Below are 26113 nucleotides of genomic sequence, written 5' to 3'. Positions count from 1 at the left end.
CTGTTGTTGTACTTGGCTTTATTCTATATGAACCCGACCCCTCAAGCGGGGGCCGGGCGCGAAAGGGGGTATTAAAGAGCGTGATCGATACGAATGTCAATCGACGCCGGCTTCCCCTCCCCGGTGCGCACGCGATGGGAGAGCCCCTCGAAAGCACCGCTCTTCTCCATCACGTTACCGCTGGCCGAGAGGCGGGCCTTGAACTGCAGCTCGGGGTGATCGGCTAACCGGCTCCCCTCCATCATGGCGTCAGCATCACTCAGGCGCAGCGACACCGGAAAATGCGGGTTGGGGATGCGCTGCACCGCAATCGGCATCGGCGGGCCATCCGGCACCACGGCGAAGACAAACAGATAGGCGCCCTCGGGCGGCACTATGCCGTCAGCCAGGGTCACGGACAGCGGGAAGCCTGACTCGACCGCGGCCTCTCCCTGCCCCGTGCCGTGCAGCACCTCACCGCGCTGCTCCAGCCTCTGCCGAGCAAAGGCGATGGAGCGCTCAATCATCTGATAGCGCGTAGAGCCTTTCTCCAAGAGCGGCAGCATCGCCTGCCAGCGGGCCAGCGCCCCCCGGTAGTCCTCCTGTTGCAGCGCCATGAAGGCGTAGGTCGAGTGCGCCTCGAGATTGTTAGGATCGCTGGCCAGCGCCTGCTCAAGCAGCTGCTTGGCCCGCGCCTCATCGCCGGTCGCCAGCAGCGCCTCGGCATAAGGGGCGGCCACCAGATCCGGGCTCGGCGCCAAGCGATAGGCCTTGTCCAGCGCCTGCGCCGCCGATTCAGGGTCACGCCCGTCGAGCAGCAGGCGGCCGAGCAGCAGCCAGCCACGATAATCGTCGCCATCGCTTTGCAGGCGGGTGCGCAGGGCCAGGATGAAAGATTGCAGATCCTGCTCGGTGACATTAGCGTCGCGCTCGACCAGGATGCGGTTACTGAGCTCGCCAAGGCGGGATGAGGCGTCGCGCCACACCTGCACCTCACGCCAGGCACCGAGCTGCAAATAGAGCCCGACACTCACCACCACCAGCACCGCTACCCCCGGCAGCCACAGCAGGCTGCGCCCCTTGCTGGCACGCTGCTCTGCATCGGGAATGTCATCGAGCAGGCTGCGTTGCAGCTCCAGCTCCGCCTCTTTCTCATCGCCGAGCACCCCTTGCTCGCGCTCCTCGGCCAGCTCAGCGAGACGGCGGCGATAGAGGCGCTTGTTGAGCTCGGAGCGAGTCAGCGGGCTCTCTCCCTTGCCCTGCCACAGGGGCAGGATCAGGGCGGTGGCGGCCAGCGCCACCAGGGCCAGGGCGGCCATCCAAAATCCGATCATGCGTCGTTATCCTCATCGAGCAGTTGCGTGAGACGGCGCCGCTCAGCCTCGCTCAGGGAGGCGGCCTCACCCGTCGGCGCGGGTCGGCGGCTGCGTACCACCACCACGCTGGTGCCAATCAGGATCACCAGCAGCGGCCCGGCCCAGAGGATCAGGGTCGAGGCCATCAGGGGCGGATCATAGAGGATGAAGTTGCCGTAACGGGCGACCATGTAGTCGATCACCTCCTGCTTGCTCTTGCCCTCGCGCACCATCAGGTAGGTCTTGTCGCGCAAGTCCTTGGCCAGACCCGCATTCGAGTCGGCAATGTCCTGGTTCTGGCACTTGGGGCAGCGCAGCTCGCGGGTCAGCTCGCGAAACGTCTGCTCCTGGCCATCGCTCTCGAAGGCATAGACATCGATGCCGGCATAAGCCGGGCTCAGCCCTGCCAGCAGCAACAGGGAAAACAACAGAGTGCGCATCACTTCATCCCCTCGTAGATGGCCTTGAGGCTGCTCTCCCACACCTGGGGATTGATGTCCCCTACGTGGCGATAGCGGATGATCCCTTGGCTGTCGATAAAGAAGGTCTCGGGGGCGCCGTAGACACCGAGATCGAGCCCCAGCATGCCATCCGGATCGTACAGGGTCACCTGATAGGGGTTGCCCAGCTCCTTGAGCCAGCCGATGGCCTTGGTGCGATCGTCTTTGTAGTTCATGCCGATGATGGCGATGCCTTGGGAGGCGAGCGCCTTGAGGTACTCATGCTCCGAGTAGCAGGTCGGGCACCAGGTGGCCCAGACATTGAGCAGCATGGGGCGGCCGGTCAGCAAGGAGCGATCGTGCTGCTTGGAGAGATCGAAGATGTCTTGCAGGGTGAACACCGGCACCTCCTTGCCCACCAGCACCGACTCGAGCTTGCGCGGATCGGAGTAGAGGCCGCGAAACAGAAACAGGGCCCCCAGCATGAAGACGACAAAGGGGATCAGAAACAGCCAGCGCTTGCGGCTCATGCCTTGGCCTCCTCTTCACGGCGATTGAAACGGTAGCGGCGATCGAGCATGGCCAGCAGGCCGCCCAGCGCCATGATGAGGCCGCCGACCCAGATCCAGCGCACGAACGGCTTGTAGTAGAGGCGCACCGCCCAGGCATCGCCCCCTAAGGGCTCGCCGAGCGCGGCATAGAGATCGCGGGTAAAGCCGGCATCGATGGCCGCCTCGGTCATCGGCATGCGGGTGACGATGTAGTTGCGCTTCTCGGGCTTGAGCAGGGCCACCTGACGGCCATCCCTGTGTACCTCGATCACCCCCTTGAAGCCGTGGTAGTTGGGGCCGTCCTTCTGGCGGATGCCGGCGAAGACAAACTCGTAGTCGGCGAAGGTGGCGCGATCCCCCGGCTGCATGCGCAAGTCTTTCTCGATGCTGTAGTTCTGGGTACAGGCGATGCCGATGATGGTCACCGCCAGCCCGACGTGACCGAGGATCATGGCCCAGTGGCTGTTGCCGAGCTTGACGACCCCCTCGACGAAACGGTAGCGGTGGGTCGCACGCGCCCAGGTCTCCTGCACGCTGGTGACCATGATCCAGACCCCTAGGCCAATGCCCAGAGAGGCCCAGGGCTTAACGCTATCGGCAAACAGCAGCGGCAGCGCGATGGCGGCCAGCAGGCTCACCAGCAGGGCCACCACCACCTTGCCGCGGAGGTCGGCCAGCTCCTGACGGCGCCAGCGAAACAGGGGGCCGACCCCGAGCAGCAGGGCAAACGGAATGATGAGCCAGCTGTAGATGTGGTTGAAAAAGGGGGTGCCGATAGAGATGCTGCCCAGCCCCAACTCCTTGTGCACCAAGGGCAGCAGGGTGCCGACCAGCACGGTGAGCAGCCCGGCCATCAGCAGGATGTTGTTGCCAAGCAGCAGGGTCTCGCGGCTCCACAGCTCGAATTTGCCGTGGCTGCGTACCTGGCCGCCCTTGAAGGCGTAGAGCAGCAGGGAGGAGCCGATCACCGCCAGCAGGAAGCCGAGGATAAACAGGCCGCGGGTCGGATCGGAGGCAAACGCATGCACCGAGACCAGCACGCCGGAGCGCACCAGGAAGGTGCCGAGCAGGCTCAAGGAAAATGCCGAGAGGGCCAGCAGCACGGTCCATGCCTTGAAGGTGGCCCGCTTCTCGCTCACCGCCAGCGAATGCAGCAGCGCGGTGCCGGCCAGCCAGGGCATGAAGGAGGCGTTCTCTACCGGGTCCCAGAACCACCAACCGCCCCAGCCCAGCTCGTAATAGGCCCACCAGGAGCCGAGCGCAATCCCCAGGGTCAGGAAGATCCAGGCGGCCATGGTCCATGGCCGTGACCAACGTGCCCAGGTGGCGTCGAGCCGGCCGGTCAGCAGCGCCGCGATGGCAAAAGCGAAGGCCACCGCAAAGCCGACATAGCCCATGTAGAGCATCGGCGGGTGGAAGATGAGGCCGGGGTCTTGCAAGAGCGGATTAAGATCGCGCCCGTCCACCGGATAGAAAGGCAGGGTACGGGTAAAGGGGTTGGAGGTGAGCAGCACAAAGGCGGTAAACCCCACGGCAATCAGCCCCAGCACCCCGAGTACCCGCGCCACCGCATCGAGCGGCAGACCGCGACTAAAGCGCGCCACGGCGGCGGTCCAGCCACTTAAGATCAGTACCCACAGCAGCAGCGACCCCTCATGGGCGCCCCACACCGCCGAGATGCGGTATTGCAGCGGCAGCAGACTGTTGGAGTTGGTGGCCACATACTGCACCGTGAAGTCGTTGTCGATAAAGGCCCAGGTGAGGCAGGCAAACGAGACCAGCAGGGCCAGCAACTGCATATAGGCAAGGGGCCGCGCGGCGTTCATCATGCCCAGGCGGCCATAGTGGGCCCCCAGCAGCGGATAGGTGCCGAGCAGCAGGGCCACGGCAAAGGCGAGGATCAGGGCAAACTGGCCCAATTCAGGCATCATTTCTGGCTTCCTTCCGGCTGCTTGCCGTACTGGGTCTTGTAGTGATCCATCCCCTTGAGGGCATCGGCGACCTCCGGTGGCATGTAGTTCTCGTCGTGCTTGGCCAGCACCTCGAAGGCATCGATGGTGGTGGCATCGCGCAGGGTGCCTTGGGCGACGATCCCCTGCCCTTCGCGAAACAGATCCGGCAATATGCCGTTAAAATGGACGGTCACCACCTCTCCGCCGGCATCGGCCAGCTTGAAGCTCACCTTGAGGCTGTCGCTGGCACGCTGAACCGATCCGGGCAGCACCAGACCGCCGATGCGCAGGCGCTGCCCCTCCTCCGGCTTTATCTGCTCCGGCCCCTTACCGCGCACCAGCTCGGTCGGGGTGTAGAAGAGATCGATGTTCTGGCTCAAGGCGTAGAGCACCAGGCCAATCACGCCCCCTAACCCCAGCAGGATGGCCAGCAGGATGGAAAGGCGCTTCTTGCGTCGCGGGTTCATAGGGTGTTCTCCATGGACTGGGCCGCCTGCCGGCGCGCTTCGCGGGCCTCTTTGCGGCGCAGCTCGCCGAGCAGCTGGCGACGCTTGAGACGGGTCGTCATGACGATGCCGACCAGGGAGGCCAGCGTGATAGCAAAAGAGAGCCAGACATAGAAGGCGTAGCCACCCATGGCCAGGAAATCGGCAAAAGATGCGAAGTGCATGGTTACTTCTCCTGCTCGGCGATGGCCTTGACCCAGGGGCGATGCCACTCGTGCATCAGCAACTCGTTGCGAAAGCGCATCAGGGTCACGGCACCGAGAAAGGCGGCAAACGCCAGGATCATGAACAGCAGCGGCCACAACATGTCGGGGGCGATCGAGGGCTTGGCGAACTTGGTGATGCTGGCGCCCTGGTGCAGGGTGTTCCACCACTCCACCGAGTAGTGAATGATGGGCAGGTTCACCACCCCCACCAGAGCCAGTATACCGGCGGCGCGACCGGCCAGCGCCTTGTCGCTGAAGGCGTTGTAAAGGGCAATCACCCCGAGATAGAGAAACAGCAGGATAAGCTCGGAGGTGAGGCGCGCATCCCATACCCACCAGGTGCCCCACATGGGCTTACCCCAGGCCGCCCCGGTCACCAGGGCGATGAAGGTGAAGACGGCACCGACCGGGGCGATGGCCGCCACCGTCATGTGCGCCATGCGCAGTTGCCACACCAGGCCGATGAGGGCCGCCACGGCCATGGTGGAGTAGGCTCCCATCGACCAGATGGCCGCCGGCACATGGATGTAGATGATGCGAAACGAATCCCCTTGCTGATAATCGGCCGGAGCAAACGCCAGCCCCCACACCGAGCCAACGATAAAGGCCAGCAGGCTCACCACGGCAAACCACGGCAGCAGGCGCCCAGCCAGGGCATAGGCGCGCTCCGGCTTGGCATAGGGATGCAACCATTTCCACATAATTCACAATACCTTAGCGTTATCTGTCATCCGGCAAGCCTACCTTACCGGTTAAATGGGCATAAAAAATACCCCTATCGGAATAAGCGGGACACTCCTTGATCCACCGCAAACTCACGCTCAGTTCATGCTCACCCGCAGCGCGGCCGCCACCGCCAGCGGGGTCAGGGTCAGGGCCCCCAGCAACAGGGCGCCGAGAATCGCGAGCTGACCGCTGTAGGGCAGCCCCATGCCGGCGGCATCGATGGCCGAGGTGGCGAAGATGAGCACAGGGACATAGAGCGGCAAAATGAGCAGGCTCAGCAGCACACCACCACGGCACAGCCCCACGGTCAGCGCGACCCCGACCGCCCCGAGCAGGCTCAGCACCGGGGTGCCGAGCAGCAACGTCAGCGCCACCGCCTGCCAGGTACGCAGATCAAGGGAGAGCAGCAGCGCGATCAGCGGCGAGAGCAGCAGCAGGGGCAGGCCGGTCAGCAGCCAGTGGGCCAGCACCTTACCCAGTGCCAGCACCCCGAGTGGCGCAGGCATCAGCATCAACTGCTCGAGGGCTCCGTCGGCAAAATCATCGCGAAACAGCCGCTCGAGGGCGAGCATGGCCGAGAGCAGGGCCGCGACCCAGATGATGCCGGGAGCAATGCGCGCCAACAGGGCCGGCTCGGGCCCTATCCCGAGTGGAAACAGGGTGATGACGATGAGAAAGAACCAGAGGGGATTGAGGATCTCCGAGCGTTGCCGCAGGGCCATGCGCAGCTCGCGGCGCACCACCTGGCTAAAGGCATGCAGCATCAGGCGGCCCCCCGCATCGCATCACCCAGATGGATTCGCCGCAAGCGATCCTGGCTGAGGTGGAGATCCTGGTGGGTGGTCAGCACCACCATGCCACCGCGCTCGGCATGCTCGATAAACAGCTGCTCAAGCACCCCGACCCCCTGCTTGTCGATGGCGGTGAAGGGTTCATCGAGGATCCACAGGGCCGGCTGTTCGCTCAGCCACAGGCGGGCCAAGGCCACCCGACGCTGCTGGCCCGCCGAGAGTTGGGCACACGGCGTCTCTTCAAAGCCCGCCAGCCCCACTTTGGCCAGCACCTGCCAGAGATCGCGCGGCTCGTGGCGATGGTGGATCTGCTGATAGAAAGCGAGGTTCTCGTAGGCCGTCAGGTTAGCCTTGGTGCCGGGATGGTGGCCGAGATAGAGCAAACTGGCATGGAAGTCGTCGCGGCAGCGGCGGATATCCTCCCCTCGCCAGGAGACGTGCCCCTCAAACGGGAGCGAAAGGCCGGTGAGCAGCCGCAACAGGCTGGTCTTACCCGCCCCATTTGGCCCTTCAATCTGGACGATGTCACCGGGTAGCACCCGAAACGAGAGTGACTCGAACAGCGTCCTCTCTTCCCGGACACAGGTCAGTTGGTGAGCGTCGAGCATGGTCTTTCTGTCTGTTGGCAAAGGCTGCGGCAGTGTACCACAAGAAGCGGACGGGTCTTTTCCCACAACAGAGGGAAAGAGGTAGAAAGTGAGGAGGCAGCCTAGGAACGCCTTCCTTCGCGTTCCTGGCCCTGTCTATTCTTTGCGCTGACTGCCCTTGCGCAGGGAGATGAGTAGCTCCGCCTCGGCCTTGGGCAACTCGCACTCGGCCATCAGCTCTTCCACATCGGCGCCCAGCTCCACCATCTTGGCGGCGCGGCTGTACAGGCGACGCTCGGGTTCAAGCAGTTGCAGCTCCTGCTGGCTATCCTGCAAATGCTGGATATGCCCTTCCATGCCTTGCAGGCGCTGCCCCATACCAATGGAGCCTGCATGGATCTCGGTGAGCTGCTTGCGCATGCTCTCCACGCGACCCAATAACACGTCCCTCTCCTCTTCAGCCTGCTTTTTGTTGCGTTTGAGCCCGAGCCAAACCCCAACACAGCACCCTAGCGCAAAGAGGGCCAACACCAGGGCTAACCATTGAATTAAAGAAATCACCGCCAATCCTTAGAGTGAACCAATATCATCCCACTCTTCATCACTCAGTAACTTGTTGAGATCAACCAGAATCAACAGTTGACCATCACGATTACTGACACCCTGGATAAACTTGGCACTCTCTTCAGTACCCACCGAAGGTGCCACGTCGATTTCAGAGGCTCGAAGATAAACCACCTCAGCCACGCTGTCGACCATGATACCAATGACCTGCTTTTCCGCTTCGATAATGACGATACGGGAGTTTTCGCTCACTTCAACAGGCGGCAGCCCAAAGCGGGAGCGAGTGTCGATCACGGTGACCACATTGCCGCGCAGGTTGATGATCCCCAGCACATAGTCAGGGGCACCAGGCACCGGGGCGATCTCGGTATAACGAAGCACCTCTTGTACCTGCATCACGTTGATGCCGTAGGTCTCGTTCTCCAGCTGGAAGGTCACCCATTGCAACACCTCGTCTTCCGCCAGATTCTGTGCAACATTACGCTTTTCGCTCATAATCCCGTTCCTCAATATAAAAGGGGTGTTAGTAAAACTAGCAATAAAACAACTGGAACTCAGCGCCCATCGATATTAACGCCGCGATCGAGCAGACGTAGCAGCTCGTGAACATGCAGCAGAGCACACCTCTTATCTTTGACCATGCCCGCCAACCAAGGGCGCTTGCCCTCCTGATGGCGCCACTTGATCTGATCACTGCGCAGCTTCTCTGTCCCCTTGAGATGGTGGCAAGAGAGCCCCCAGCTCGAATCCCCCAGCATGATAAGGTACTGATAAGGCGCCAAGGCGCTGTGATCCTCATCCGGCATGACCCACTGGGCGGTATCCACCACACTGAGTTTCTTCTCACGCTGAGTCATGATGCCCCGAAACCACGGCGCCTGCCCAAACAGTGACGTGACTTCCCCCAGCCGGTGGATCCCCCCAAGCTCGGTCAAAGGCACTGCGAACATCACGCCCGCCACCTCAAAAAAGAGCGCTTGAAACTCATGGCCAGGCTCAATATTGCGCCACGCCGTCGGGGCGGCAGCACTCTCCACGAGCGTGGTCTGCACAGCGACCTCCGGCTCCACCACCGAAGCGGGCACCACTTCAGGCTCGACGACGGTAGACTCGACAACAGCCTGCGTCTCGGCAACGGCAATGGTCGTGGCCACATCGATGTTGAAGGCCTCCACCTCTTGGTGGGCGATCACCTCCATCTCATCTTGAACCTGCCCCACCTGGGCCAGTAGATCGGAGAGCCGCTCTATGCGGGAGGGCTCCTCCAGATAGGGACGCGCAGCCAGTAACGGCTCGGCAGCAGGCTGCGGTAACGGCTGCAATTCAGGCTCAGGCAGAGGCTCTTCCAACAGCAAGGCGTGGAAGTAATCATCCATGGTGCGGTATTGGGTCGACTCTCTCATGGCGCCCTCTCCAGTTGCTCTTTCTTCTCTAACGCATCCAGAAATTGCAACAGCGTCTGATAGGCATAGGTACCGCGGCTACCCGGTGCATAAATAGAGGGAGGCACATGCAGCAGGCTGGCATCACGGAACTTAGTGTCGATGGGGATCACAGACGGCCAGACCGCCTCGCCATACTGCTCCTTGACGGATTTGAGCGTCATCAGTGAGGCTCGAGTCCGCTTGTCAAACATGGTCGGCACTATGGTGTACTTGAACCCCTCTTTTTTAGAGCGCTGCATGATCTCGAACGTTTTCATCATCCGCTCGAGCCCCTTGAGCGCCAGGAACTCCGTCTGCACAGGCACCAGTATGCGGTCACTGGCCGCCACCGCATTGACCATCATCACCCCCAGCACTGGTGGGCAGTCGATGATGGCGTAGTCGTATTGATCTTGAATTTGCAGCAACGCGCGCTTGAGCACCAACCCCATGCCCTCACGGTTACCCATGATGCGATCCAGGGTTGCCAAGGTGATGGAGGCGGGGAGCAGGTGGATATTCTCAAACTTGGTCTTGAGGGTTATCTCTTTGACCAGCTCCGCACTCGGGCGCGGTGCTTGAAACAACTCGTACAGGGTGGCATCCAACCCATCCGAATCATAATCCAGATAGGCGGTGAGCGAAGCGTGCGGGTCGGTATCGATGAGCAGCACCCGCTTGCCACGCTGAGCAAGAATGCCGGCCAGCGAAACAACTGTCGTCGTCTTGCCGACTCCTCCTTTCTGGTTGGCCACCGTCCACACTCTCACGTCATGGTTCCTTTCTTGTCGTTATGCGTATGCCCCCACTGGGGAGCGTAATTACCTTGATGTCCTGCTCATTTGGCTCGGTCACCGGAACCATCGGTTCAGTGGCGGAAGTGTTTTCCTTCACCTGGCGCTCAGCCAAGGGCGCAACCCAGGCATAGCGTGAAAGCGCGATCACCACCTTACGATTCTGTGCCCTCCCCTGCTCGCTGCGGTTGTCGCTCCAAGGAGAAAACTCACCATAGGCCTCCATCGCCAAGCGATGCGGGTCGATACCCAGCGCCATCAGTGACTCCAACACCGCACCAGCCCTGGCCGCAGACAACTGCCAGTTGGAGTGAAAAATTTCATTGTTTATCTGTTGGTTATCCGTATAACCACGCACTCTTATATAGTTATCGACCGGTTTTAAAATTCTTGAGACTGCCGCAATCACATCCGGCGCATTGCGACCTAACGTGGCACTGCCGCTGGCAAACAACAGGCCGGCACTGAGTTCAATGGTCAACCATTCGTCATCGCGATTGATCTTGACCAAGCCCGCCTCCACCAGTGCACCGACGGCAAGTCCAAGCTGTGCATCAATCTCTGCAAGAGATGCGCCATCTTGTCGCTGCATGATGATGGAGTCAGGAGCCTGAGAAGTGGTGGCAGAGTCGAGCAAGGTGGCCGGCGCCGCCGCAGATGCGGAGTCAAGCAAGTGGCTGCCTACCCCGTCAAGCAATCCATTACTGGGCGGTTGCTGCTGGCTGAAGGCCTGTGAGAGGCCATCGATCACACTGCGGTACTTCTCCTTGTCGACCACAGCAACCGAGTAGAGCACGACAAAGAGTGCAAAGATGAGCGTCATATAATCGGCATACGAGATCAGCCAGCGATCCAGATGCTCGCGCCCCTTAAGCTGCAGGCGGTGGCGACGACGCATGTTACTCCCCTTGCAGATAGATCTGCAGTCGCCGCCGCAACTGGGTCGCATTGTCGCCGTGCGCAATACCGAGCAATCCCTCCAGGGTCATCTCCTGAAACAGGGCTTGGTGATAGTGAAGAGTTCGCAGCCGATTGGCTACCGGGAGATAGAACAGATTGGCCAACCCAACCCCATAGATGGTGGCGACAAAGGCAACGGCAATGCCAGCCCCCAACTCAGCGGGCGCTTCCAGACTAAACATCGCCTGAATTAGCCCCATGACAGCACCTATGATGCCGATGGTCGGACTGTAACCCCCCAGGGACTCGAACACTCTGGCGCCATGCTCGTTGCGCTCCTGCTCAATGGTGATCTCGGCTTCAAGCAGCTCACGCATGTGCTCTATCTCTACGCCGTCGACCAACATAGTCAGTCCCTTACGGGTGAAGGGTTCGCTCTCCTGATCGGACAGCTCCTCCAGGGCGAGCAAACCATATTGGCGGCCACGCAGCGCCCACGCCTCAAGCCGCTGCGCCTGGGAAGCCAGATCGAGCGGCTCCGGGCGAAACAGCCAACCGAGCTGAACGACCGCTTGTTTCAAATAACGCGTGGGAGTCTGCAGTATGACGGCCCCCAAGGTGCCGCCAACCACAATAAGAAAGGCAGGACCATCGAGCAGAGTGAGCAGGCTGCCACCATGCCAACGCTGGGCCAAGGCGATACAGCCAAGGGCCAACAACAGTCCCGCCCAACCGATCATTGGCGCCCCAGTTCAACCAACATGCACTGAGCAATGCGATCCAGCGGCAACGACTCACTGGAAAGACCTGCTTTGGCTACCGCCTGAGGCATGCCGTAGACCACACAACTGGCCTCATCCTGCGCCCAAATGGTGGCGCCTTGCTCCTTGAGCAGACGAGCGCCATCGCGCCCATCGGCCCCCATGCCCGTCAGCACGATCGCCAGCACCTTATCGCCAAAAGACTTGGCCACGGAGGCAAAGGTAATATCGACACAGGGCTTGTAATTGACCTTGTCATTACCGTCGATAATACGCAGGCGAGCGTGGCTTCCCCTTCCCTCAACCAGCATCTGTTTGCCACCAGGAGCCAAATAGGCCTGACCTTGGCGCAGCACATCACCATCAGCCGCCTCTTTCACGCCGATTTTGCACAACCCGTTGAGACGGGCAGCAAACGCCGCAGTAAACGTCGATGGCATGTGTTGGATAAGCAAAATCGGGTGGGGAAAATCCGCAGGCAATTGGGTCAAGATATTCTGTAACGCCACGGGGCCCCCCGTGGAGGTGCCGATAGCCACCAGCTGATACGTCTTCCCTGAGCGCTTAAACACGGACGGGACGCTGGGGCGAGCCACGGGTCTTTCTACGGGTGGTTCGCGCTTGTTAAGAACGGGTGAGGGCTCGCCGGCACTTCTAGTGCGAAATGCAGAGAGCATGAAACGCTTGCGGGCAATCGCTTTGACACGCTGCTGCAACAGGTTGACCGCCTCTTCCTTGTCACGGGCGATGTCTTCAAACTTCTTGGGCAAGAAATCAAGCGCCCCTGCATCGAGCGCATCAAGGGTGGCTTTAGCGCCCTCATGGGTCAAGGAAGAGAACATCAGAATGGGGGTCGGGTTCTTGGCCATGATCTCGCGAACCGCACTGATCCCGTCAAGCACCGGCATTTCTATGTCCATGGTGATGACGTCAGGGCGCAAGGCGATGGCTTTATCCACCGCCTCTTGCCCATCTCGTGCAGTGTCGATAACCGTCAAAGCCGGATCTTGATTGATGATCTCGCTAACACGGCGACGGAAGAAGCTGGAGTCATCTACTACCAGTACTTTTACTGCCATTATTCTTTTTTAACCCCTTGATCTTGCTGCCGGCATCAGTGCCGGCGAGCATAGGTCTTGAGCAAGCTGGGTACATCAAGGATGAGAGCAATGCCACCATCGCTGGTAATGGTTGCTCCAGCCATACCAGGCGTCCCCTGTAGCAACTTATCGAGAGGCTTAATAACGACCTCTTCCTGACCGATGAGGTTATCCACGACAAAACCAATCTGCTGGATACCGATTTGGGCGATCACCACGTGTCCCACATCTTGCCGAGCTTTATGGTCACGATTTCCCTTCATCAGCCACTGTTTCAAATAAAAGAGCGGGATAGCCTTGTCGCGCACTATGATGGTCAGTTGCCCATCCACCATATTGGCTTTCTTGAGATCCAGATGGAAAATTTCATTAACGCAGCTCAATGGCAAGGCAAATGTCTGCTTGCCCACCTCGACCATCAAGGTCGGCAGAATCGCCAGCGTGAGCGGTACCTTGATCTCAAGGCGCGTCCCCTTACCCTTGGTCGAGTCAATATGAATCGAGCCATTGAGACGGATGATGCTGGTTTTCACCACGTCCATCCCCACTCCACGCCCGGAAATCTCAGAAATATCCTTTTTCGTTGAGAAACCAGCAGCAAAAATGAGGTTATAGGCTTCGTTGTCGCTCATGCGCGCAGCGGCATCGGAATCCAGAATCCCACGCTCGATGGCGATCGACTTGAGCCTCTCTGGATCCATACCGGCGCCATCATCCTCAATACAGAGCAGGATGTGATCCCCCTCCTGGGAGGCACTCAGAGTGATCGTTCCCTTGCGTGGCTTGCCCGCCGCTTCACGAGCATCCGGCATCTCAACGCCATGGTCACAGGAGTTGCGCACCAAGTGCACCAGTGGATCAGCCAGTGCCTCGACCAGGTTCTTGTCGAGATCGGTCTCTTCTCCGATCAGAACCAGTTCAATCTCTTTTTTCAGGGAGCGGGCCAAGTCACGAACAACGCGTGGGAAACGGCCAAATACCTTCTTGATGGGCTGCATGCGGGTCTTCATGACCGCGCCTTGCAGATCGGCTGTGACCACATCCAGGTTGGCAACGGCCTTGGACATATCCTCGTCGTTGCTAGCAATCCCCAGGCTGACCAAGCGGTTACGCACCAGAACCAGCTCACCCACCATGTTCATGATGACATCCAGCGTCTTGGTGTCGACACGAACCGTGGTGTCCCCTTGCGCGCTGTTGTCCTTGCTCTCGCTGGCAGCCTTGGGCGCCGCGACAGGCTTGGATTCGACCTTGCTTTCTGGCTTAGGGGCCGCAGCAGGAACCGGAGCGGAAACCTCGGCCTTCTTAGAAGGCTCAACCTTAGGAGCTGCCGCCACACTGGGGGCCTGGATCACCGGAGCCTCATTCTTGACAGTTGGCCCCTGCCCGGCACCATGCAGCTGATCCAGCAGGCGATCGAACTCATCGTCATCGATCAGTTGATCGACTTCCTGTTGTACCGATTGCAGTGGATTGACGACCGAGCCGCCATGCTGACCCTTACCATGTAATTGATCCAGCAACGCCTCAAATTCATCGTCCGTCATGTCTCCGTGCTCATCGACACTGATGACATCACTACTGCTCACTTCGATGCTTGGGCTCTGGGTCGCACTCGGCGCCTTGTTACTACCGTGCAGTTCATCGAGCAGACGCTCGAACTCGTCGTCCGTCATCTCATCAATGGAGCCACTGGTTGTCGGCATGACATCGGCCACAACCGGCTCTGGTTCCGGCTCAGGAAGGGCCATCTCCACCACAGGAGGTTCGCTTCCCAATGACGCGGTTTTCAGCTGTTCAGAGCCTTCCGGTTTGCAAAGTTCATGCAGATCATGCAACAAGTCATCAGAAGCCGGGCTCAGCGGCTCGTGGTTTTGCACCTGGCTGAACATGCCATTGATGGCATCCAACGCCTGCAGGATAACATCCATCAGCTCTGGCGTTACGCGGCGCTTGCCATTACGCAGAATGTCAAAGACGTTCTCGGCGCCGTGGCAAGCGTCGACCAACTCAGTCAATGAAAGGAAGCCTGCACCACCTTTAACTGTGTGGAACCCCCGAAAAATAGCGTTCAGTAGAGCACTGTCATCAGGGCGTTTCTCCAGCTCGACGAGCTGCTCTGATAGTTGCTCCAAGATTTCGGATGCTTCGACCAGAAAGTCCTGCAGTATATCTTCATCAACATCAAAGCCCATTCGTCACCCCATTAAAATCCCAGGCTAGAGAGCAAATCGTCCACATCATCCTGACCATTGACCACGTCATCGCGATCTTGGGCATTGATAATGGGCCCTTCGGCCTCTAGCGCGCTGCGTGTCGGGCTCTGTGGCACCTCGGTACCGACATCACCAAACATCGTCAACATTTCAACCAGTTTAATTTCAATCTCCTGAACCAATTTGATGACCCGGCGGATCATCTGGCCAGTGAGGTCCTGAAAATCCTGAGCCATCAGGATTTCAGTTAGTCGTTTTCTTAATATATCGGCGTCAGATTCAGAAGACTTGAGAAAATCATCGAGTTGATGGCACAAAACCTTAAATTGGCCGAGATCCAGAGAACGATTCATCAGGAGCTGCCAATGAGGTAACACGGCTTGAATGCTATCGTTGAGACGATCGGCGATGGGCAGACTAGCCTCAACCGCATCCATAGTGCGATTGGCCGCTTTATCTGTCATATCAATGACATAATTCAAGTGTTCTCGAGCATCGGGGATCTCGTGGGTCGCCAATACGGGGATTCTGGAGTCGATGCAAAATTCCTGCAGCGAGGTATGCAATTGACGAGTCAGTTGCCCTACCTTTTCGAACAGAGTGTGAGCATTAGGTGCACACGCTTCGGCCAGCAAATTATCCGCTTTAGTATATTCACCCTGTTCAAGCAAAGAGACGAGCAACTTTGCCTGCTCAAGGGTGATCAATGAGCTCGCCTTAGCCATCATTGGAAAGCTCCTTAGCCAATCCGTTCGAAGATCTTATCCAGCTTCTCTTTCAAGGTCGCTGCGGTAAAAGGCTTGACGATATAGCCATTGACGCCGGCCTGGGCCGCCTCAATGATCTGTTCACGCTTGGCTTCGGCGGTCACCATCAGCACCGGCAGATGCTTGAGCTTATCATCCACGCGAATGGCCTTGAGCAGGTCAATCCCTTGCATGCCAGGCATGTTCCAGTCGGTCACAACAAACTGAAAGTCACCATTTTTCAGCATGGGCAGGGCGGTGTTGCCATCATCGGCCTCATGGGTATTATTAAAGCCAAGATCTCTTAGCAAGTTCTTGATAATCCGACGCATTGTCGAGAAATCATCAACAATGAGGATTTTCATGTTCTTGTCCAAAATTCCCTCCTAGTCGGCAGCCGTATAGCAACCGGTGTTGATACCGTATTAAATAGGCAGAATGGCGGCTATTATGCCCTATAGCGCTGTTTTAGTGTAGTCAGTACAAAGAGTTATACTTGCCAATCTCGCAATCTAGCGCGCAATCTGTGCATTGCCTGACTATGGATCTGGCTGACCCTCGATTCGCTCACGTTGAGGATCTCACCGATTTCACGCAGATTGAGCTCCTCATCGTAATAAAGAGAGAGTACCAGCGCCTCCCGCTCAGGCAGACGCGATATATTCTCAGCGAGCGCTATTTGGAAACGATCGCTCGCTAACTCTTCATAGCCATGTCGTTCACAGGCCCCCTCCCCACCGATCACATCCTCGCTGACACCCAGATCTTCGATGCCGATGATCTTGCCACAGGAGACATCCTGCAACATGCTGTGATACTCGTGCAGGGAGACCCCTAATTGACTCGCGACCTCGGTATCACGGGCATCGCGGCCATGTTGTTTCTCTACCTTGTCGATCGCCTCGGCAATCATCCGGCTATTTCGGTGCACCGAACGGGGCACCCAGTCGCCACGGCGAATTTCATCGAGCATGGCACCGCGGATACGGATCCCGGCATAGGTCTCGAAGCTTGCCCCCTTGCTGCCATCAAAATTACGGGACGCCTCGATAAGCCCAATCATCCCCGCCTGAACCAAATCATCGAGCAATACACTACTGGGCAAACGTGCCAGCAAATGTTGAGCAATCCGCTTGACCAAGGGAGCGTGCCGCTCGACCAGCGCATAAGAGTCCTGATGGCGAAGATAGGCTTGGGCTTTATTCACGAGAACCTTCCTTTATGACAACCGGTTTTTGCAACAGGCTTTCCAGGAAAAACTCCAGATGGCCGCCGGGCTGGTTTGGGATCGGCCAGCTGGCCGCCTTATTAGCCAGGGCACGGAACGCCAACGAGGCTGGCGACTTGGGAAAGGCATCGACGATCAACTTTTGCTTGCGCACGGCTTGGCGCAGGTTGGTGTCATAGGGAATACAGGCCACCAACTCGAGCGAGGTATCGAGGAAACGATCGGTCACCCGGGTCAGCTTGGCAAACAGCTCCTGCCCTTCGCGCAGGCTGCGCACCATGTTAGCCACCACCTTGAAGCGAAACACGCCGTGATCCTTGGAGAGGATCTTGATGAGGGCATAGGCGTCTGTGATCGAGGTGGGCTCGTCGCACACCACCACCATGATGTCCTGGGCGGCGCGGGCAAAGCTCAGCACCATGTCAGAGATCCCTGCCGCCGTGTCGACCATCAGCACGTCGACGGCCGTCTTCATTTCGCTAAAGGCGCGAATGAGCCCCGCATGTTGGGCCGCTGAGAGCTCCACCATCGACTGAGTCCCCGAGGTGGCCGGCACTATCATCATGCCGTTGGGCCCCTCGATGATGATATCGTCGAGGGTACATTCGCCAGCCAGCACGTGTGAGAGGTTGCGATGCACCCGCAACCCTAACATCACGTCGACGTTAGCAAGACCCAGGTCGGCATCCAATACCATGACTCGCTTACCTTGCGCCGCCATGGTGCCGGCGACATTCAGGGTCACGTTGGTCTTGCCCACGCCACCCTTGCCGCCCGAGACGGCGATCACCTTGACCCGGTTGTTATGGTGCATTCTGCGCAGCCCGCTTGCCTGATCCATATTTACGTTACTCATAGAACTCCGAATCTTCCGCCTCACCGAAGCCAGCTCCCCAGAAATAGGGCTCTTCCACCTGCTGCTCCAGCGAGCCCAGTGCCGAGCCGACCAGATAGGCGGCATCAGCAACCTGAATATCTTCCGGAACACGCTGACCGTCGGTCACATAGCTGACCGGCAGCGCATTCTGGATACATACGTTAATTACTTCTCCCAGATTGAGGCTCTCATCAATCTTGGTCAGGATGCAGCCACTGAGCGGGATCCGCTTGAAATGATCGACCGCCTCCTGCATCACCCTGCGCTGGGCGGTGGCCGCCATCACTAGATAGCTGCGAATGCGCACCTTGGCGTGTTTGACCAGGGTATCGAGCTGCTCGGTCAGACGGATGTCACGCTGCCCCATCCCCGCGGTATCGATGAGCACCAACCTACGGTGGCGAAATTGATAGAGCGCCGCAGCCAACTCTTCGGCATCGCGCACCTGGCGCACCGGGCACCCCATGATACGCCCATATGTCTGCAACTGCTCGTGGGCACCAATGCGATAGTTGTCGGTCGTGATCAGCGCCACCTGTTCAGCGCCGTACTTCATGGCAAAGCGAGCGGCCAGTTTGGCAATCGTGGTGGTCTTACCCACCCCGGTCGGGCCAAGCAGCGCCACGGCCCCCCCACGGCGCAGGATTTCGTCATCCCCCACCTTGAGCTGGGTCGTCAGTATTTCTGCTAACTGGGCCATGGCCTGATGCAGCGGCATATCTTCTGGGATGATCCCCGCCAACTGGTCGGCGAACGCATCCTCGAACCCTATCTTTTTGAGCTCCTTGATGAGCAGGGCCCGCATCGGCTCACGGCGCTCCACCTCCTGCCACATCAGACCGGAAATCTGATGCTCAAGCAGCTTGCGGATGCTGGCCATCTCGTTACGCATCCCCTCCAGCTCGCGATCCCGACTCTGTTCACGAGTGGCCTGGACCGGGCGGGCGGGAGAGCGAGAGGCTGCGCTCGGCGCACTCTTAGGCGCTGCGGGTGCCTCCCACTGCGCCTGTTCGGCCAGCGTCTTGGGGGCACCGTTGTTGCCCGCCGCAGGGCGAGCGCCCTGACCGTTGATCTGTTGCTGACGCGCCAGCAGGGCCGCCAAACTGTCGGCGTAGTGCTCCTCTTTTGACGGTGACGGTTTTGCGGTCGTCATCTGGCGGGCAGTCGACGAAATATTGACGCGCTCTTCTCCGAGCGCAGCACGAGCGGGGGCAGGCTCACGCGACGGCACCAGCTGGGCTTGATAGTCGACAGCAGCGACAATCTCCACCCCTCCGGTCACCTTCTTGTTGGACATGATCACCGCGTCCGGCCCGAGTGTCTCTTTGACCTCGGCCAGCGCCGTTCTCATGTCCTTGGCAAAAAACCGCTTAATCTTCACCTGTCATCTCCGCTCACTGGTTCTGCCCGACCGCACTGACGATACGGATCTGCTTGTCGTCAGGGACTTCCTGGTAGGACAGGACACGCAATCCCGGGATCGCATTTTTCACGAACCGCGCCAGGGTATTGCGCAAGATACCCGAGGTCAGCAACACGGCGGATTGTCCTTCCAGCTCAAGACGCTGGGAGGCATCGGCGAGCGAGCGTTGCATCCGCTCTGCCAGCCCCGGCTCAATGCCGGCCCCTTCGTTGCCACCTGCCTGCAAAGATTGATGCAATATGCGTTCCAATTCTGGTGCCAAGGTGATGACAGCCAGCTCGCTCTCGCCGCCCGTGATCTCTTGCACAATCAAGCGACGCAGGGCGATACGGCAGGCGGCGGTCAGCACGTCCGGATCCTGGCTGCGCGGGGCATATTCGACCAGGGTCTGCAATATGGTGCGCATATCGCGGATCGGCACCCCTTCGGTCAGCAGGTTCTGCAACACCTTGACCAGGTTGCCCATGCTGATCACCTCCGGCACCAGACCATCGACCAGCTTGGCCTGATGCTTGGCCACCAGATCCAGCAGTTGCTGCGCCTCGTCGTGGCCCAGCAGCAAGGAGGCATGGCTGGCGAGGATCTGGCTCAGATGGGTGGCCACCACGGTCGCCGCATCGACCACCGTATAGCCCAGCGTCTGGGCATGGGAGACCTGATCCCGGCCGATCCACACAGCCTCCAGTCCGAAGGCGGGGTCGCGCGCCTCAATGCCCGAGAGCGTGCCAAAAACCTGACCCGGATTGATCGCCATCTCCTTGTCCTGATAGATGCTGGCCTCTCCCGTGGTGACCCCCATTAGGGTGATACGGTACTGATTCGGCGGCAGATCCAGATTGTCGCGGATATGCACCGGCGGCACCAGAAAACCGAGATCTTGGGAGAGCTTCTTGCGCACCCCTTTGATGCGGTTGAGCAGCTCTCCTCCTTGGGCGCGATCGACCAACGGGATCAGCTGATAACCCACCTCCAGGCCGATGATGTCGACCGGCATCACGTCATCCCAGCTCAGATCGCGCGGCTCATGGGACGGATGCGCCTCGCCGCTGCCCTTCTCCTGCTTGGGCTGCGCCGCGCGGCGCTGCTCCAGCTTGAGCAGCCACCACGAGATGCCGGCACACAGCAACCCGAGGGAGAGAAACGCAAAGTGGGGCATACCCGGTACCACCCCCATCACCAGCAGGATGGCGGAGGTGATGATCAGTGACTTCGGATTGCTAAACAGCTGGCCCAGCATGGCCTGGCCCATGTCCTGATCGGTGTTCTGACGGGTAACGATAAGCGCCGCCGCGATGGAGAGCAGCAGCGAAGGGATCTGGGCCACTAGGCCGTCGCCGATGGTGAGCAGGGTGTAGATGCGGGTGGCATCGCCGAAGCTCAGGGCGTGCTGCACCATGCCGATGATGAAGCCACCGATGATGTTGATAAACAGGATCATGATGCCGGCGATGGCATCCCCTTTGACGAACTTGGAGGCACCGTCCATCGAGCCGTAGAAGTCCGCCTCCGAGGTCACTTCATGGCGACGCTTCTTGGCCTCCTCCTGATTGATGAGACCGGCGTTGAGATCCGCGTCGATGGCCATCTGCTTGCCGGGCATGGCATCCAGGGTGAAACGGGCGCTCACTTCCGAGATCCGTCCCGCCCCCTTGGTGACCACCACGAAGTTGATGATCATCAGGATGAGGAAGACGATGAGACCGACCGCGTAGTTGCCGCCGATGACCACAGAGCCGAACGCCTCGATGACGTGACCGGCTGCATCCGGGCCATTATGGCCCTCCAGCAGCACCACCCGGGTCGAGGCGACGTTGAGCGCCAGTCGCAGCAAGGTCGCGATCAGCAGCACGGTGGGGAAGGCGGCAAAATCGAGGGGGCGCCGGGTGTAAACCGCCACCAGCAGCACCACCATGGCCAGCGCTATGTTGAACGAGAAGAGAATGTCGAGCAGCATGGCCGGCATCGGCAGCACCACCATGCCCAACGCGGCCAGCACTAGCAGGGGCGTCCCCAGCCCCTTGCTCACCATGCCACGATACCCTTTAAGCCGGGTCAGCACCTGCGTCATTTCCATCTGCGGTCACGCTTTGCCATCAATACGATAGGCAATCCAAAGCAAGAACCATTCCACCAAGATAACACTGTGAATATGAACAACTTTTTATTGCGGCGTCAGAAGTTTGTCAACGCCTGAGCTCATCCGGTATCGGCAGATCCGGCGCCAGCGGCCGCGGTCGCTGCCCCTTGCCACGACGAAACGCCCTGAGCTGGTAAACATAGGCCAGCACCTGGGCCACGGCGGCAAACAACCCCTCGGGGATCTCCCGACCCAGCTCGGTGCTGTGATAAATGGCGCGGGTCAGAGCCGGCGCCGGCAGCACGGGGATCTGATACTCGCGGGCAATCTCGCGGATCTTCATCGCCACCTCGTCGACCCCCTTGGCCACCACCTTGGGGGCCGCCTTGGGCTGCTTGGGATCGTACTTGAGCGCCACCGAGTAGTGGCTCGGGTTGGTGATCACCACATCCGCCTTGGGCACGTCGACCATCATGCGCCGGTTGGCCATCTCCATCTGCAAACGACGGATCCGCCCCTTCACCTCGGGCTTACCCTCGCTGTCACGAAACTCGTCCTTGACCTCCTGCTTGGTCATCTTGAGCTGGCGCATGTGGTTCCACTGCTGGAACGGCACGTCGATGGCAACAATCGGCAGCAGCGAGCAGCACAGCACCACCACCATCCACAGCAGCAGCTCCAGCGCGTCGATGACGCCGCCAGGAAACCCCTCGAAAGAGAGGTTCATCAGGTGCTCAAACTGACTCGAGAGCAACCACCAGGCAAACAGGGCGATGAAGAGCACCTTGGCAATGGACTTGATCAGCTCCACCAGTGACTGCACCCCGAACATCCGCTTGAGGCCACTGAGGGGATTGAGCTTGCTGAACTTGGGGGCCATCGCCTCGCTCGAGAAGTTAAAGCCCCCCATCAGGATGTTGCCGGCAAAGGCCGCCAGCGCCACCAGCAAGAAGAGCAGGCCGAGCGGCGCCATCATCTGCCGTAGCAAGGTGGCCAGCAGATCGCCCATGGCATAGGGGTCAAACACCTGATCCCGCTGCAAGCTAAAGCCGGTCTTGAAGACCTTGATCAGGGCTCCGGCTAGCGTCTCTTTCAGCATCAGCAGAGCAAAACAGGCCGAGAGCAGCACCGCCGCCGTGCCCAGCTCTCGCGAGCGGGGGATCTGCCCCTTCTCGCGCGCCTGTTGCAGTCGTTTACCTGTGGGTAGCTCCGAGCGCTCCTGATCGGTTTCAGCCACTGATGCCTCCTGGGCAGCTGATGCCGATGATTTGGCACTCCACCTCCTGCACCTGCTGCCAGAGGCGGCCGAAGTGATCGGTGAAGCTGCCGAGGGTGAGCCAGAGGATGAACAGGCCGGCGATCATGCTGACCGCAAAACCGATACTGAAGACGTTGAGCTGCGGCGCCGCCCGGGTCATCACCCCGAACGAGAAGTTGATGAGCAGCAGGGCGATGATGGCCGAGAGCGAGATAAGCAGCGCCGCCTGGAACATGATCCCAAGAAACGAGGCCAGATCCCGATACATCAAGCCGGTGAGACCGCTCTCGGAGACCGGCAGGGTCTGAAAACTTAAGATCACCAGCCGCAGCAGCACCAGATGGCCATCCACGGCGAGAAACACCAAGGTGGCCAGCATCAGGTAAAACTGGCCGACCACGGGGGTCGACTGGCCGTTCATGGGGTCGGCCAGCGAGGCAAATCCCAGGCTGGTCTGCATGGCGATCACCTGGCCTGCGATGACGAAGGTCTCGGTGAGAAACAGGGTCACCTGCCCCATGGCAATCCCGATCAGCACCTGCTGGCCGGTCACCAGAAAACCGCGCAGCGAGAACAGCTCGACGGCCGGCATGGCCGGCAGCAGGGGGGCCACCACCAGGGTGATGGCCAAGGTGAGCAGGATGCGCACCTGCATCGGCACCAACCGGCTGCCGAACACCGCCATCACCATCAGCAGGCCGCCGATACGGCACAGTGGCCAGACGATGGAGGCCAGCCACTCCATGATGAGGCCGGCAGAGAAGGTCATCCCACGACCTCGGGGATCTGATTGACCAGCATGACGAAGAAGTCCATCAGGGTCTGCAATCCCCAGTGAGCCCCGACGCCCAGCGCCAGCAGGGTCACGATGAGGCGTGGCAGAAAGCTCAAGGTCTGTTCGTTGATCGAAGTGGCCGCCTGGAACACCGCCACCACCAACCCCACCAGCAGGCTCGGGATGATCACGGCGCAGACCATCAGGGTGACGATCCAGAGCGCCTCACGAAAGACGTCGACGAAGGTTTCCGGTGACATGGCGCCTCCTTAGCCGGCCCCCAGGCCGAAACTGGTGGCCAGACTGCCCATGATGAGGTTCCAGCCATCGACCATCACAAACAGCATCAGCTTGAACGGCAGCGACACCAGCATGGGCGAGAGCATCATCATCCCCATCGCCATCAAAATACTCGCCACCACCAGGTCAATCACCAGAAACGGCAGAAACAGCATGAAACCTATCTGGAAGGCGGTCTTGAGTTCACTGGTGACAAAGGCCGGGATCAGCACCCGCATCGGCACCGTCTCCGGCGTGTCCGCCTTGATGTTGGCGATCTCCATGAAGGTGTTGAGATCCTTGACCCGGGTCTGGGCCAGCATGAACTGATGCAGGGGAGCCTGCGCCTTCTCCAGCGCCACCTTGGCGCTGATGGTCTCGTCCAGATAGGGTTGCAGCGCCTCGCTGTTGATGCGATCGAGCACCGGAGACATGACGAAAAAACTCATGAACAGGGCGATGCCCACCAGCACCTGGTTGGAGGGGCTCTGTTGCAACCCGATCGCCTGACGCAGGATCCCCAGCACCACTATGATGCGGGTAAACGAGGTCATCATGATGACGATGGCGGGCAGGAACGAAAGGGCCGTCATCAGCGCCAGCACCTGCAGCGTCAGGCTGTACTCCTGACTGCCATCGGGGTTGGTGGTGACGGTCACCGCCGACATGCCATCCTGGCCGAAGCACAGCGGCGCGGCCAGGAGCAGCAGGAACCAGAGCAGGCTAGGCTTTTTCATCTTTTTTCATCAATTGACCCAGTTGCTGCGCAAAGGGCTGGGTTTCGTCAAGCGGCGTCTCAAGCCGGGAGAGAAAGCTCACCTGCTGCGGGGTCACCCCCAGCAGAAACTGCTGCTCGCCGACCCGCACCACCATCAGTTTTTCCTTCACGCCGAGCGGCAGCGTGGCCACCACCTTCATCTGGCCGCCGTTAAGGGCCTGGGAGAGGCGGGTCTTTTTGAGCAGCACACCGAGCAGCACGATGAGACCGATCACCAGCAGGCTGGAGAGCAGCCAAGAGCCGAGACTCGGCACCGAGGCCCCGGCCGCCTCAGCCAGGGCGGGCAGCGGCAATAACAACAACAGCAGGCGTATCATTTGAGTTTCTTGATCCGTTCAATTTGGCTGATGACGTCGGTCAGGCGGATACCGAACTTGTCGTTCACCACCACCACCTCGCCATGGGCGATCAGGGTGCCGTTCACCAGCACGTCGAGAGGCTCACCGGCGACCCGGTCCAGCTCGACCACGGAGCCCTGGTTGAGCTGCAACAGGTTACGAATGCTGATCTGGCTGCGCCCCACCTCCATCGAGATGGTCACCGGGATATCGAGTATGGTGTCGAGCTTGCGCCGCTCCTCGGCCGAGATGGGGGCATCCTCTTTGAGCTCCTCAAGAGGGGCCGCTTTCACCTCGGCATGTTCTTGCTCATCGAGCGCTGCGGCCCAGGCATCCGCCATCAGATCCTGGTCTTCGTCGTTTCCACTCATGCTTTGCGTTCCTTATGCTGGGCCCTTGGCCTGCTACTGCTGTTGATCTTCAATGCTGCGTTCGAGCTCCTCGAGCTCGGCTTCACCATCGATGCGCACCCCGCCACGGGTCACCAGATGCATCTCGGTCTTCACGGTGTCGGGTCGCTTGAGCTTGTCGACTATCTTGAGCGCCACCTTCTCCTTGGTGCGCCCCATCTTGGCGTGGAAGGTGGGCAACTCCTCGACCGACACCAGCACGTTTTCCGGCATCTCGACCGGGATGATGTCGCCCGGTTGCAGCTCCATCAGCTCACGCAGGGTCAGCTCCGCCTCGAGCAGCTTGGCCTTGATCTCGACCTTGACGTCCATGATCTCATCACGCAGCGCCTTGCTCCAGCGCACGTCGGTGTCCCCCTTGTCGCTCTGGACACCGGCATCGAGCAGCTCGCGGATGGGCTCGAGCATCGAGTAGGGCATGGCCACGTGAAAATCACCGCCCCCGCCGTCGAGTTCGATGTGAAACGAGCTCACCACGATCACCTCGGTGGGGCTCACTATGTTGGCCATGGCCGGGTTCACTTCCGAGTCGAGGTATTCAAAGCCGACGTCCATCACCGGGGCCCAAGCGTCCTTGTAATCCTCGAACACCAGCTTGAGCAGCATCTGGATGATGCGCCGCTCGGTGGGGGTGAACTCGCGTCCCTCGATCTTGGCGTGGTAGCGGCCATCGCCGCCGAAGAAGTTCTCCACCAGGATGAAGACCAGACGCGCCTCCATGGTGATGAGGGCCGTCCCCTTGAGGGGACGAAAGCGCACCATGTTCAGGCTGGTTGGGACAAACAGGGTGTGGACGTACTCGCCGAATTTCAGCATCTGCACCCCGTTGATGGAGACCTCGGCGGTGCGGCGCATCATGTTGAACAGGCTGATGCGCATGTGGCGGGCGAAGCGTTCATTCACCAGCTCCAGGGTCGGCATGCGACCGCGCACGATACGATCTTGGGACGAGAAATCAAACGAGGCGACGCCGTGGCTGTCGCCGCTGATAATCTCCTCTTCCTCAACCTCGTCCACCCCGTGCAGCAGGGCATCGATTTCGTCTTGGCTTAACAGATCACTCACATGTCAC

The 26113-nt window shown here is 59.8% G+C and carries 30 protein-coding genes; all 30 read right to left on the bottom strand.

The genetic code is table 11. From position 1 onward, the window contains the following. Positions 1-71: 71 nt before the first annotated feature. A complete protein-coding gene (ccmI, locus tag BN1134_RS05660) occupies positions 72-1313 on the bottom strand; it encodes a c-type cytochrome biogenesis protein CcmI (RefSeq protein ID WP_042045818.1) in 1242 nt (413 codons plus the stop codon). Then, positions 1310-1774 (bottom strand): cytochrome c-type biogenesis protein, encoded by a 465-nt coding sequence (locus tag BN1134_RS05655; RefSeq protein WP_042045816.1) that lies wholly within the window; start codon positions 1772-1774, stop codon positions 1310-1312. Before BN1134_RS05655 ends, ccmI begins: the two co-directional genes overlap by 4 nt. Next, positions 1774-2304, bottom strand: a complete 531-nt coding sequence (locus tag BN1134_RS05650; RefSeq protein ID WP_042045814.1) for a DsbE family thiol:disulfide interchange protein — start codon at positions 2302-2304, stop codon at positions 1774-1776. Before BN1134_RS05650 ends, BN1134_RS05655 begins: the two co-directional genes overlap by 1 nt. Beyond that, a complete protein-coding gene (locus tag BN1134_RS05645) occupies positions 2301-4256 on the bottom strand; it encodes a heme lyase CcmF/NrfE family subunit (RefSeq protein ID WP_042045813.1) in 1956 nt (651 codons plus the stop codon). Before BN1134_RS05645 ends, BN1134_RS05650 begins: the two co-directional genes overlap by 4 nt. Continuing rightward, entirely contained in the window at positions 4253-4744 is a 492-nt protein-coding gene (gene ccmE / locus BN1134_RS05640; RefSeq protein ID WP_042045812.1) for a cytochrome c maturation protein CcmE, read from the bottom strand. The genes BN1134_RS05645 and ccmE overlap by 4 nt, the downstream gene beginning before the upstream one ends. Continuing rightward, positions 4741-4947: a heme exporter protein CcmD gene (ccmD, locus tag BN1134_RS05635; RefSeq protein WP_042045811.1), complete on the bottom strand. Its 207-nt coding sequence runs from the start codon at positions 4945-4947 to the stop codon at positions 4741-4743. Before ccmD ends, ccmE begins: the two co-directional genes overlap by 4 nt. A gap of 2 nt (positions 4948-4949) precedes the next feature. Beyond that, a complete protein-coding gene (locus BN1134_RS05630; RefSeq protein WP_042045809.1) occupies positions 4950-5690 on the bottom strand; it encodes a heme ABC transporter permease in 741 nt (246 codons plus the stop codon). A gap of 120 nt (positions 5691-5810) precedes the next feature. Continuing rightward, on the bottom strand, positions 5811-6479 hold the full coding sequence (ccmB, locus tag BN1134_RS05625; RefSeq protein ID WP_042045807.1) for a heme exporter protein CcmB: 669 nt from the start codon (positions 6477-6479) through the stop codon (positions 5811-5813). Beyond that, the gene (gene ccmA, locus BN1134_RS05620; protein WP_042045806.1) at positions 6479-7114 is read right to left on the bottom strand and encodes a cytochrome c biogenesis heme-transporting ATPase CcmA; all 636 of its coding nucleotides are present in this window, start codon (positions 7112-7114) and stop codon (positions 6479-6481) included. Before ccmA ends, ccmB begins: the two co-directional genes overlap by 1 nt. A 135-nt stretch (positions 7115-7249) precedes the next feature. Continuing rightward, on the bottom strand, positions 7250-7654 hold the full coding sequence (locus BN1134_RS05615) for a DUF2802 domain-containing protein (RefSeq protein ID WP_084214722.1): 405 nt from the start codon (positions 7652-7654) through the stop codon (positions 7250-7252). Positions 7655-7663: 9 nt separating this feature from the next. Beyond that, on the bottom strand, positions 7664-8152 hold the full coding sequence (locus tag BN1134_RS05610) for a chemotaxis protein CheW (RefSeq protein WP_042045805.1): 489 nt from the start codon (positions 8150-8152) through the stop codon (positions 7664-7666). 59 nt (positions 8153-8211) lie between these two features. After that, positions 8212-9060: a chemotaxis protein CheW gene (locus BN1134_RS05605; RefSeq protein WP_042045803.1), complete on the bottom strand. Its 849-nt coding sequence runs from the start codon at positions 9058-9060 to the stop codon at positions 8212-8214. After that, positions 9057-9851, bottom strand: coding sequence for a ParA family protein (locus tag BN1134_RS05600; protein WP_042045801.1), 795 nt, complete (start codon positions 9849-9851; stop codon positions 9057-9059). Before BN1134_RS05600 ends, BN1134_RS05605 begins: the two co-directional genes overlap by 4 nt. Position 9852: 1 nt before the next feature. After that, positions 9853-10773, bottom strand: coding sequence for a flagellar motor protein MotB (locus BN1134_RS05595; RefSeq protein ID WP_042045800.1), 921 nt, complete (start codon positions 10771-10773; stop codon positions 9853-9855). A 1-nt stretch (position 10774) separates the two neighbouring features. Further along, positions 10775-11512, bottom strand: a complete 738-nt coding sequence (locus tag BN1134_RS05590) for a flagellar motor protein (protein WP_042045841.1) — start codon at positions 11510-11512, stop codon at positions 10775-10777. Beyond that, a complete protein-coding gene (locus BN1134_RS05585) occupies positions 11512-12615 on the bottom strand; it encodes a protein-glutamate methylesterase/protein-glutamine glutaminase (protein ID WP_042045798.1) in 1104 nt (367 codons plus the stop codon). The genes BN1134_RS05590 and BN1134_RS05585 overlap by 1 nt, the downstream gene beginning before the upstream one ends. A 35-nt stretch (positions 12616-12650) precedes the next feature. Continuing rightward, positions 12651-14831 (bottom strand): chemotaxis protein CheA, encoded by a 2181-nt coding sequence (locus tag BN1134_RS05580; protein ID WP_042045796.1) that lies wholly within the window; start codon positions 14829-14831, stop codon positions 12651-12653. An 11-nt stretch (positions 14832-14842) separates the two neighbouring features. Next, the gene (locus BN1134_RS05575) at positions 14843-15580 is read right to left on the bottom strand and encodes a protein phosphatase CheZ (protein WP_042045795.1); all 738 of its coding nucleotides are present in this window, start codon (positions 15578-15580) and stop codon (positions 14843-14845) included. An 11-nt stretch (positions 15581-15591) separates the two neighbouring features. Then, entirely contained in the window at positions 15592-15963 is a 372-nt protein-coding gene (gene cheY, locus BN1134_RS05570) for a chemotaxis response regulator CheY (protein WP_005298814.1), read from the bottom strand. A 125-nt stretch (positions 15964-16088) separates the two neighbouring features. Continuing rightward, positions 16089-16805, bottom strand: a complete 717-nt coding sequence (locus tag BN1134_RS05565; protein ID WP_042045794.1) for an RNA polymerase sigma factor FliA — start codon at positions 16803-16805, stop codon at positions 16089-16091. Then, entirely contained in the window at positions 16798-17682 is an 885-nt protein-coding gene (locus BN1134_RS05560) for a MinD/ParA family protein (RefSeq protein WP_042045793.1), read from the bottom strand. The genes BN1134_RS05565 and BN1134_RS05560 overlap by 8 nt, the downstream gene beginning before the upstream one ends. Continuing rightward, a complete protein-coding gene (flhF, locus tag BN1134_RS05555) occupies positions 17675-19084 on the bottom strand; it encodes a flagellar biosynthesis GTPase FlhF (protein WP_042045792.1) in 1410 nt (469 codons plus the stop codon). Before flhF ends, BN1134_RS05560 begins: the two co-directional genes overlap by 8 nt. Before the next feature lie 13 nt (positions 19085-19097). After that, positions 19098-21200 carry a flagellar biosynthesis protein FlhA gene (gene flhA / locus BN1134_RS05550; protein ID WP_042045791.1) on the bottom strand — a complete coding sequence of 701 codons (2103 nt, stop codon included), beginning with the start codon at positions 21198-21200 and terminating at the stop codon, positions 19098-19100. Between the two features lie 109 nt (positions 21201-21309). After that, positions 21310-22440, bottom strand: coding sequence for a flagellar biosynthesis protein FlhB (gene flhB / locus BN1134_RS05545; RefSeq protein WP_042045790.1), 1131 nt, complete (start codon positions 22438-22440; stop codon positions 21310-21312). Next, positions 22433-23230 (bottom strand): flagellar biosynthetic protein FliR, encoded by a 798-nt coding sequence (gene fliR / locus BN1134_RS05540; RefSeq protein ID WP_042045788.1) that lies wholly within the window; start codon positions 23228-23230, stop codon positions 22433-22435. The genes flhB and fliR overlap by 8 nt, the downstream gene beginning before the upstream one ends. After that, a complete protein-coding gene (gene fliQ, locus BN1134_RS05535; protein ID WP_042045786.1) occupies positions 23227-23496 on the bottom strand; it encodes a flagellar biosynthesis protein FliQ in 270 nt (89 codons plus the stop codon). The genes fliR and fliQ overlap by 4 nt, the downstream gene beginning before the upstream one ends. Before the next feature lie 9 nt (positions 23497-23505). After that, on the bottom strand, positions 23506-24252 hold the full coding sequence (fliP, locus tag BN1134_RS05530; protein ID WP_042045784.1) for a flagellar type III secretion system pore protein FliP: 747 nt from the start codon (positions 24250-24252) through the stop codon (positions 23506-23508). Further along, complete coding sequence (fliO, locus tag BN1134_RS05525; protein WP_042045783.1) at positions 24239-24610, bottom strand: flagellar biosynthetic protein FliO; 372 nt, start codon at positions 24608-24610, stop codon at positions 24239-24241. The genes fliP and fliO overlap by 14 nt, the downstream gene beginning before the upstream one ends. Further along, on the bottom strand, positions 24607-25002 hold the full coding sequence (fliN, locus tag BN1134_RS05520) for a flagellar motor switch protein FliN (RefSeq protein ID WP_042045782.1): 396 nt from the start codon (positions 25000-25002) through the stop codon (positions 24607-24609). Before fliN ends, fliO begins: the two co-directional genes overlap by 4 nt. Before the next feature lie 33 nt (positions 25003-25035). Then, entirely contained in the window at positions 25036-26106 is a 1071-nt protein-coding gene (gene fliM, locus BN1134_RS05515) for a flagellar motor switch protein FliM (RefSeq protein ID WP_042045780.1), read from the bottom strand. Between the last annotated feature and the right edge of the window lie 7 nt (positions 26107-26113).

The sequence above is a fragment of the Aeromonas simiae genome (genome assembly GCF_000820125.1).
Taxonomy (GTDB): domain Bacteria; phylum Pseudomonadota; class Gammaproteobacteria; order Enterobacterales; family Aeromonadaceae; genus Aeromonas; species Aeromonas simiae.
Note: the sequence above shows the minus strand (reverse complement) of the source record. Positions and strands in the feature narration are given on the sequence as shown.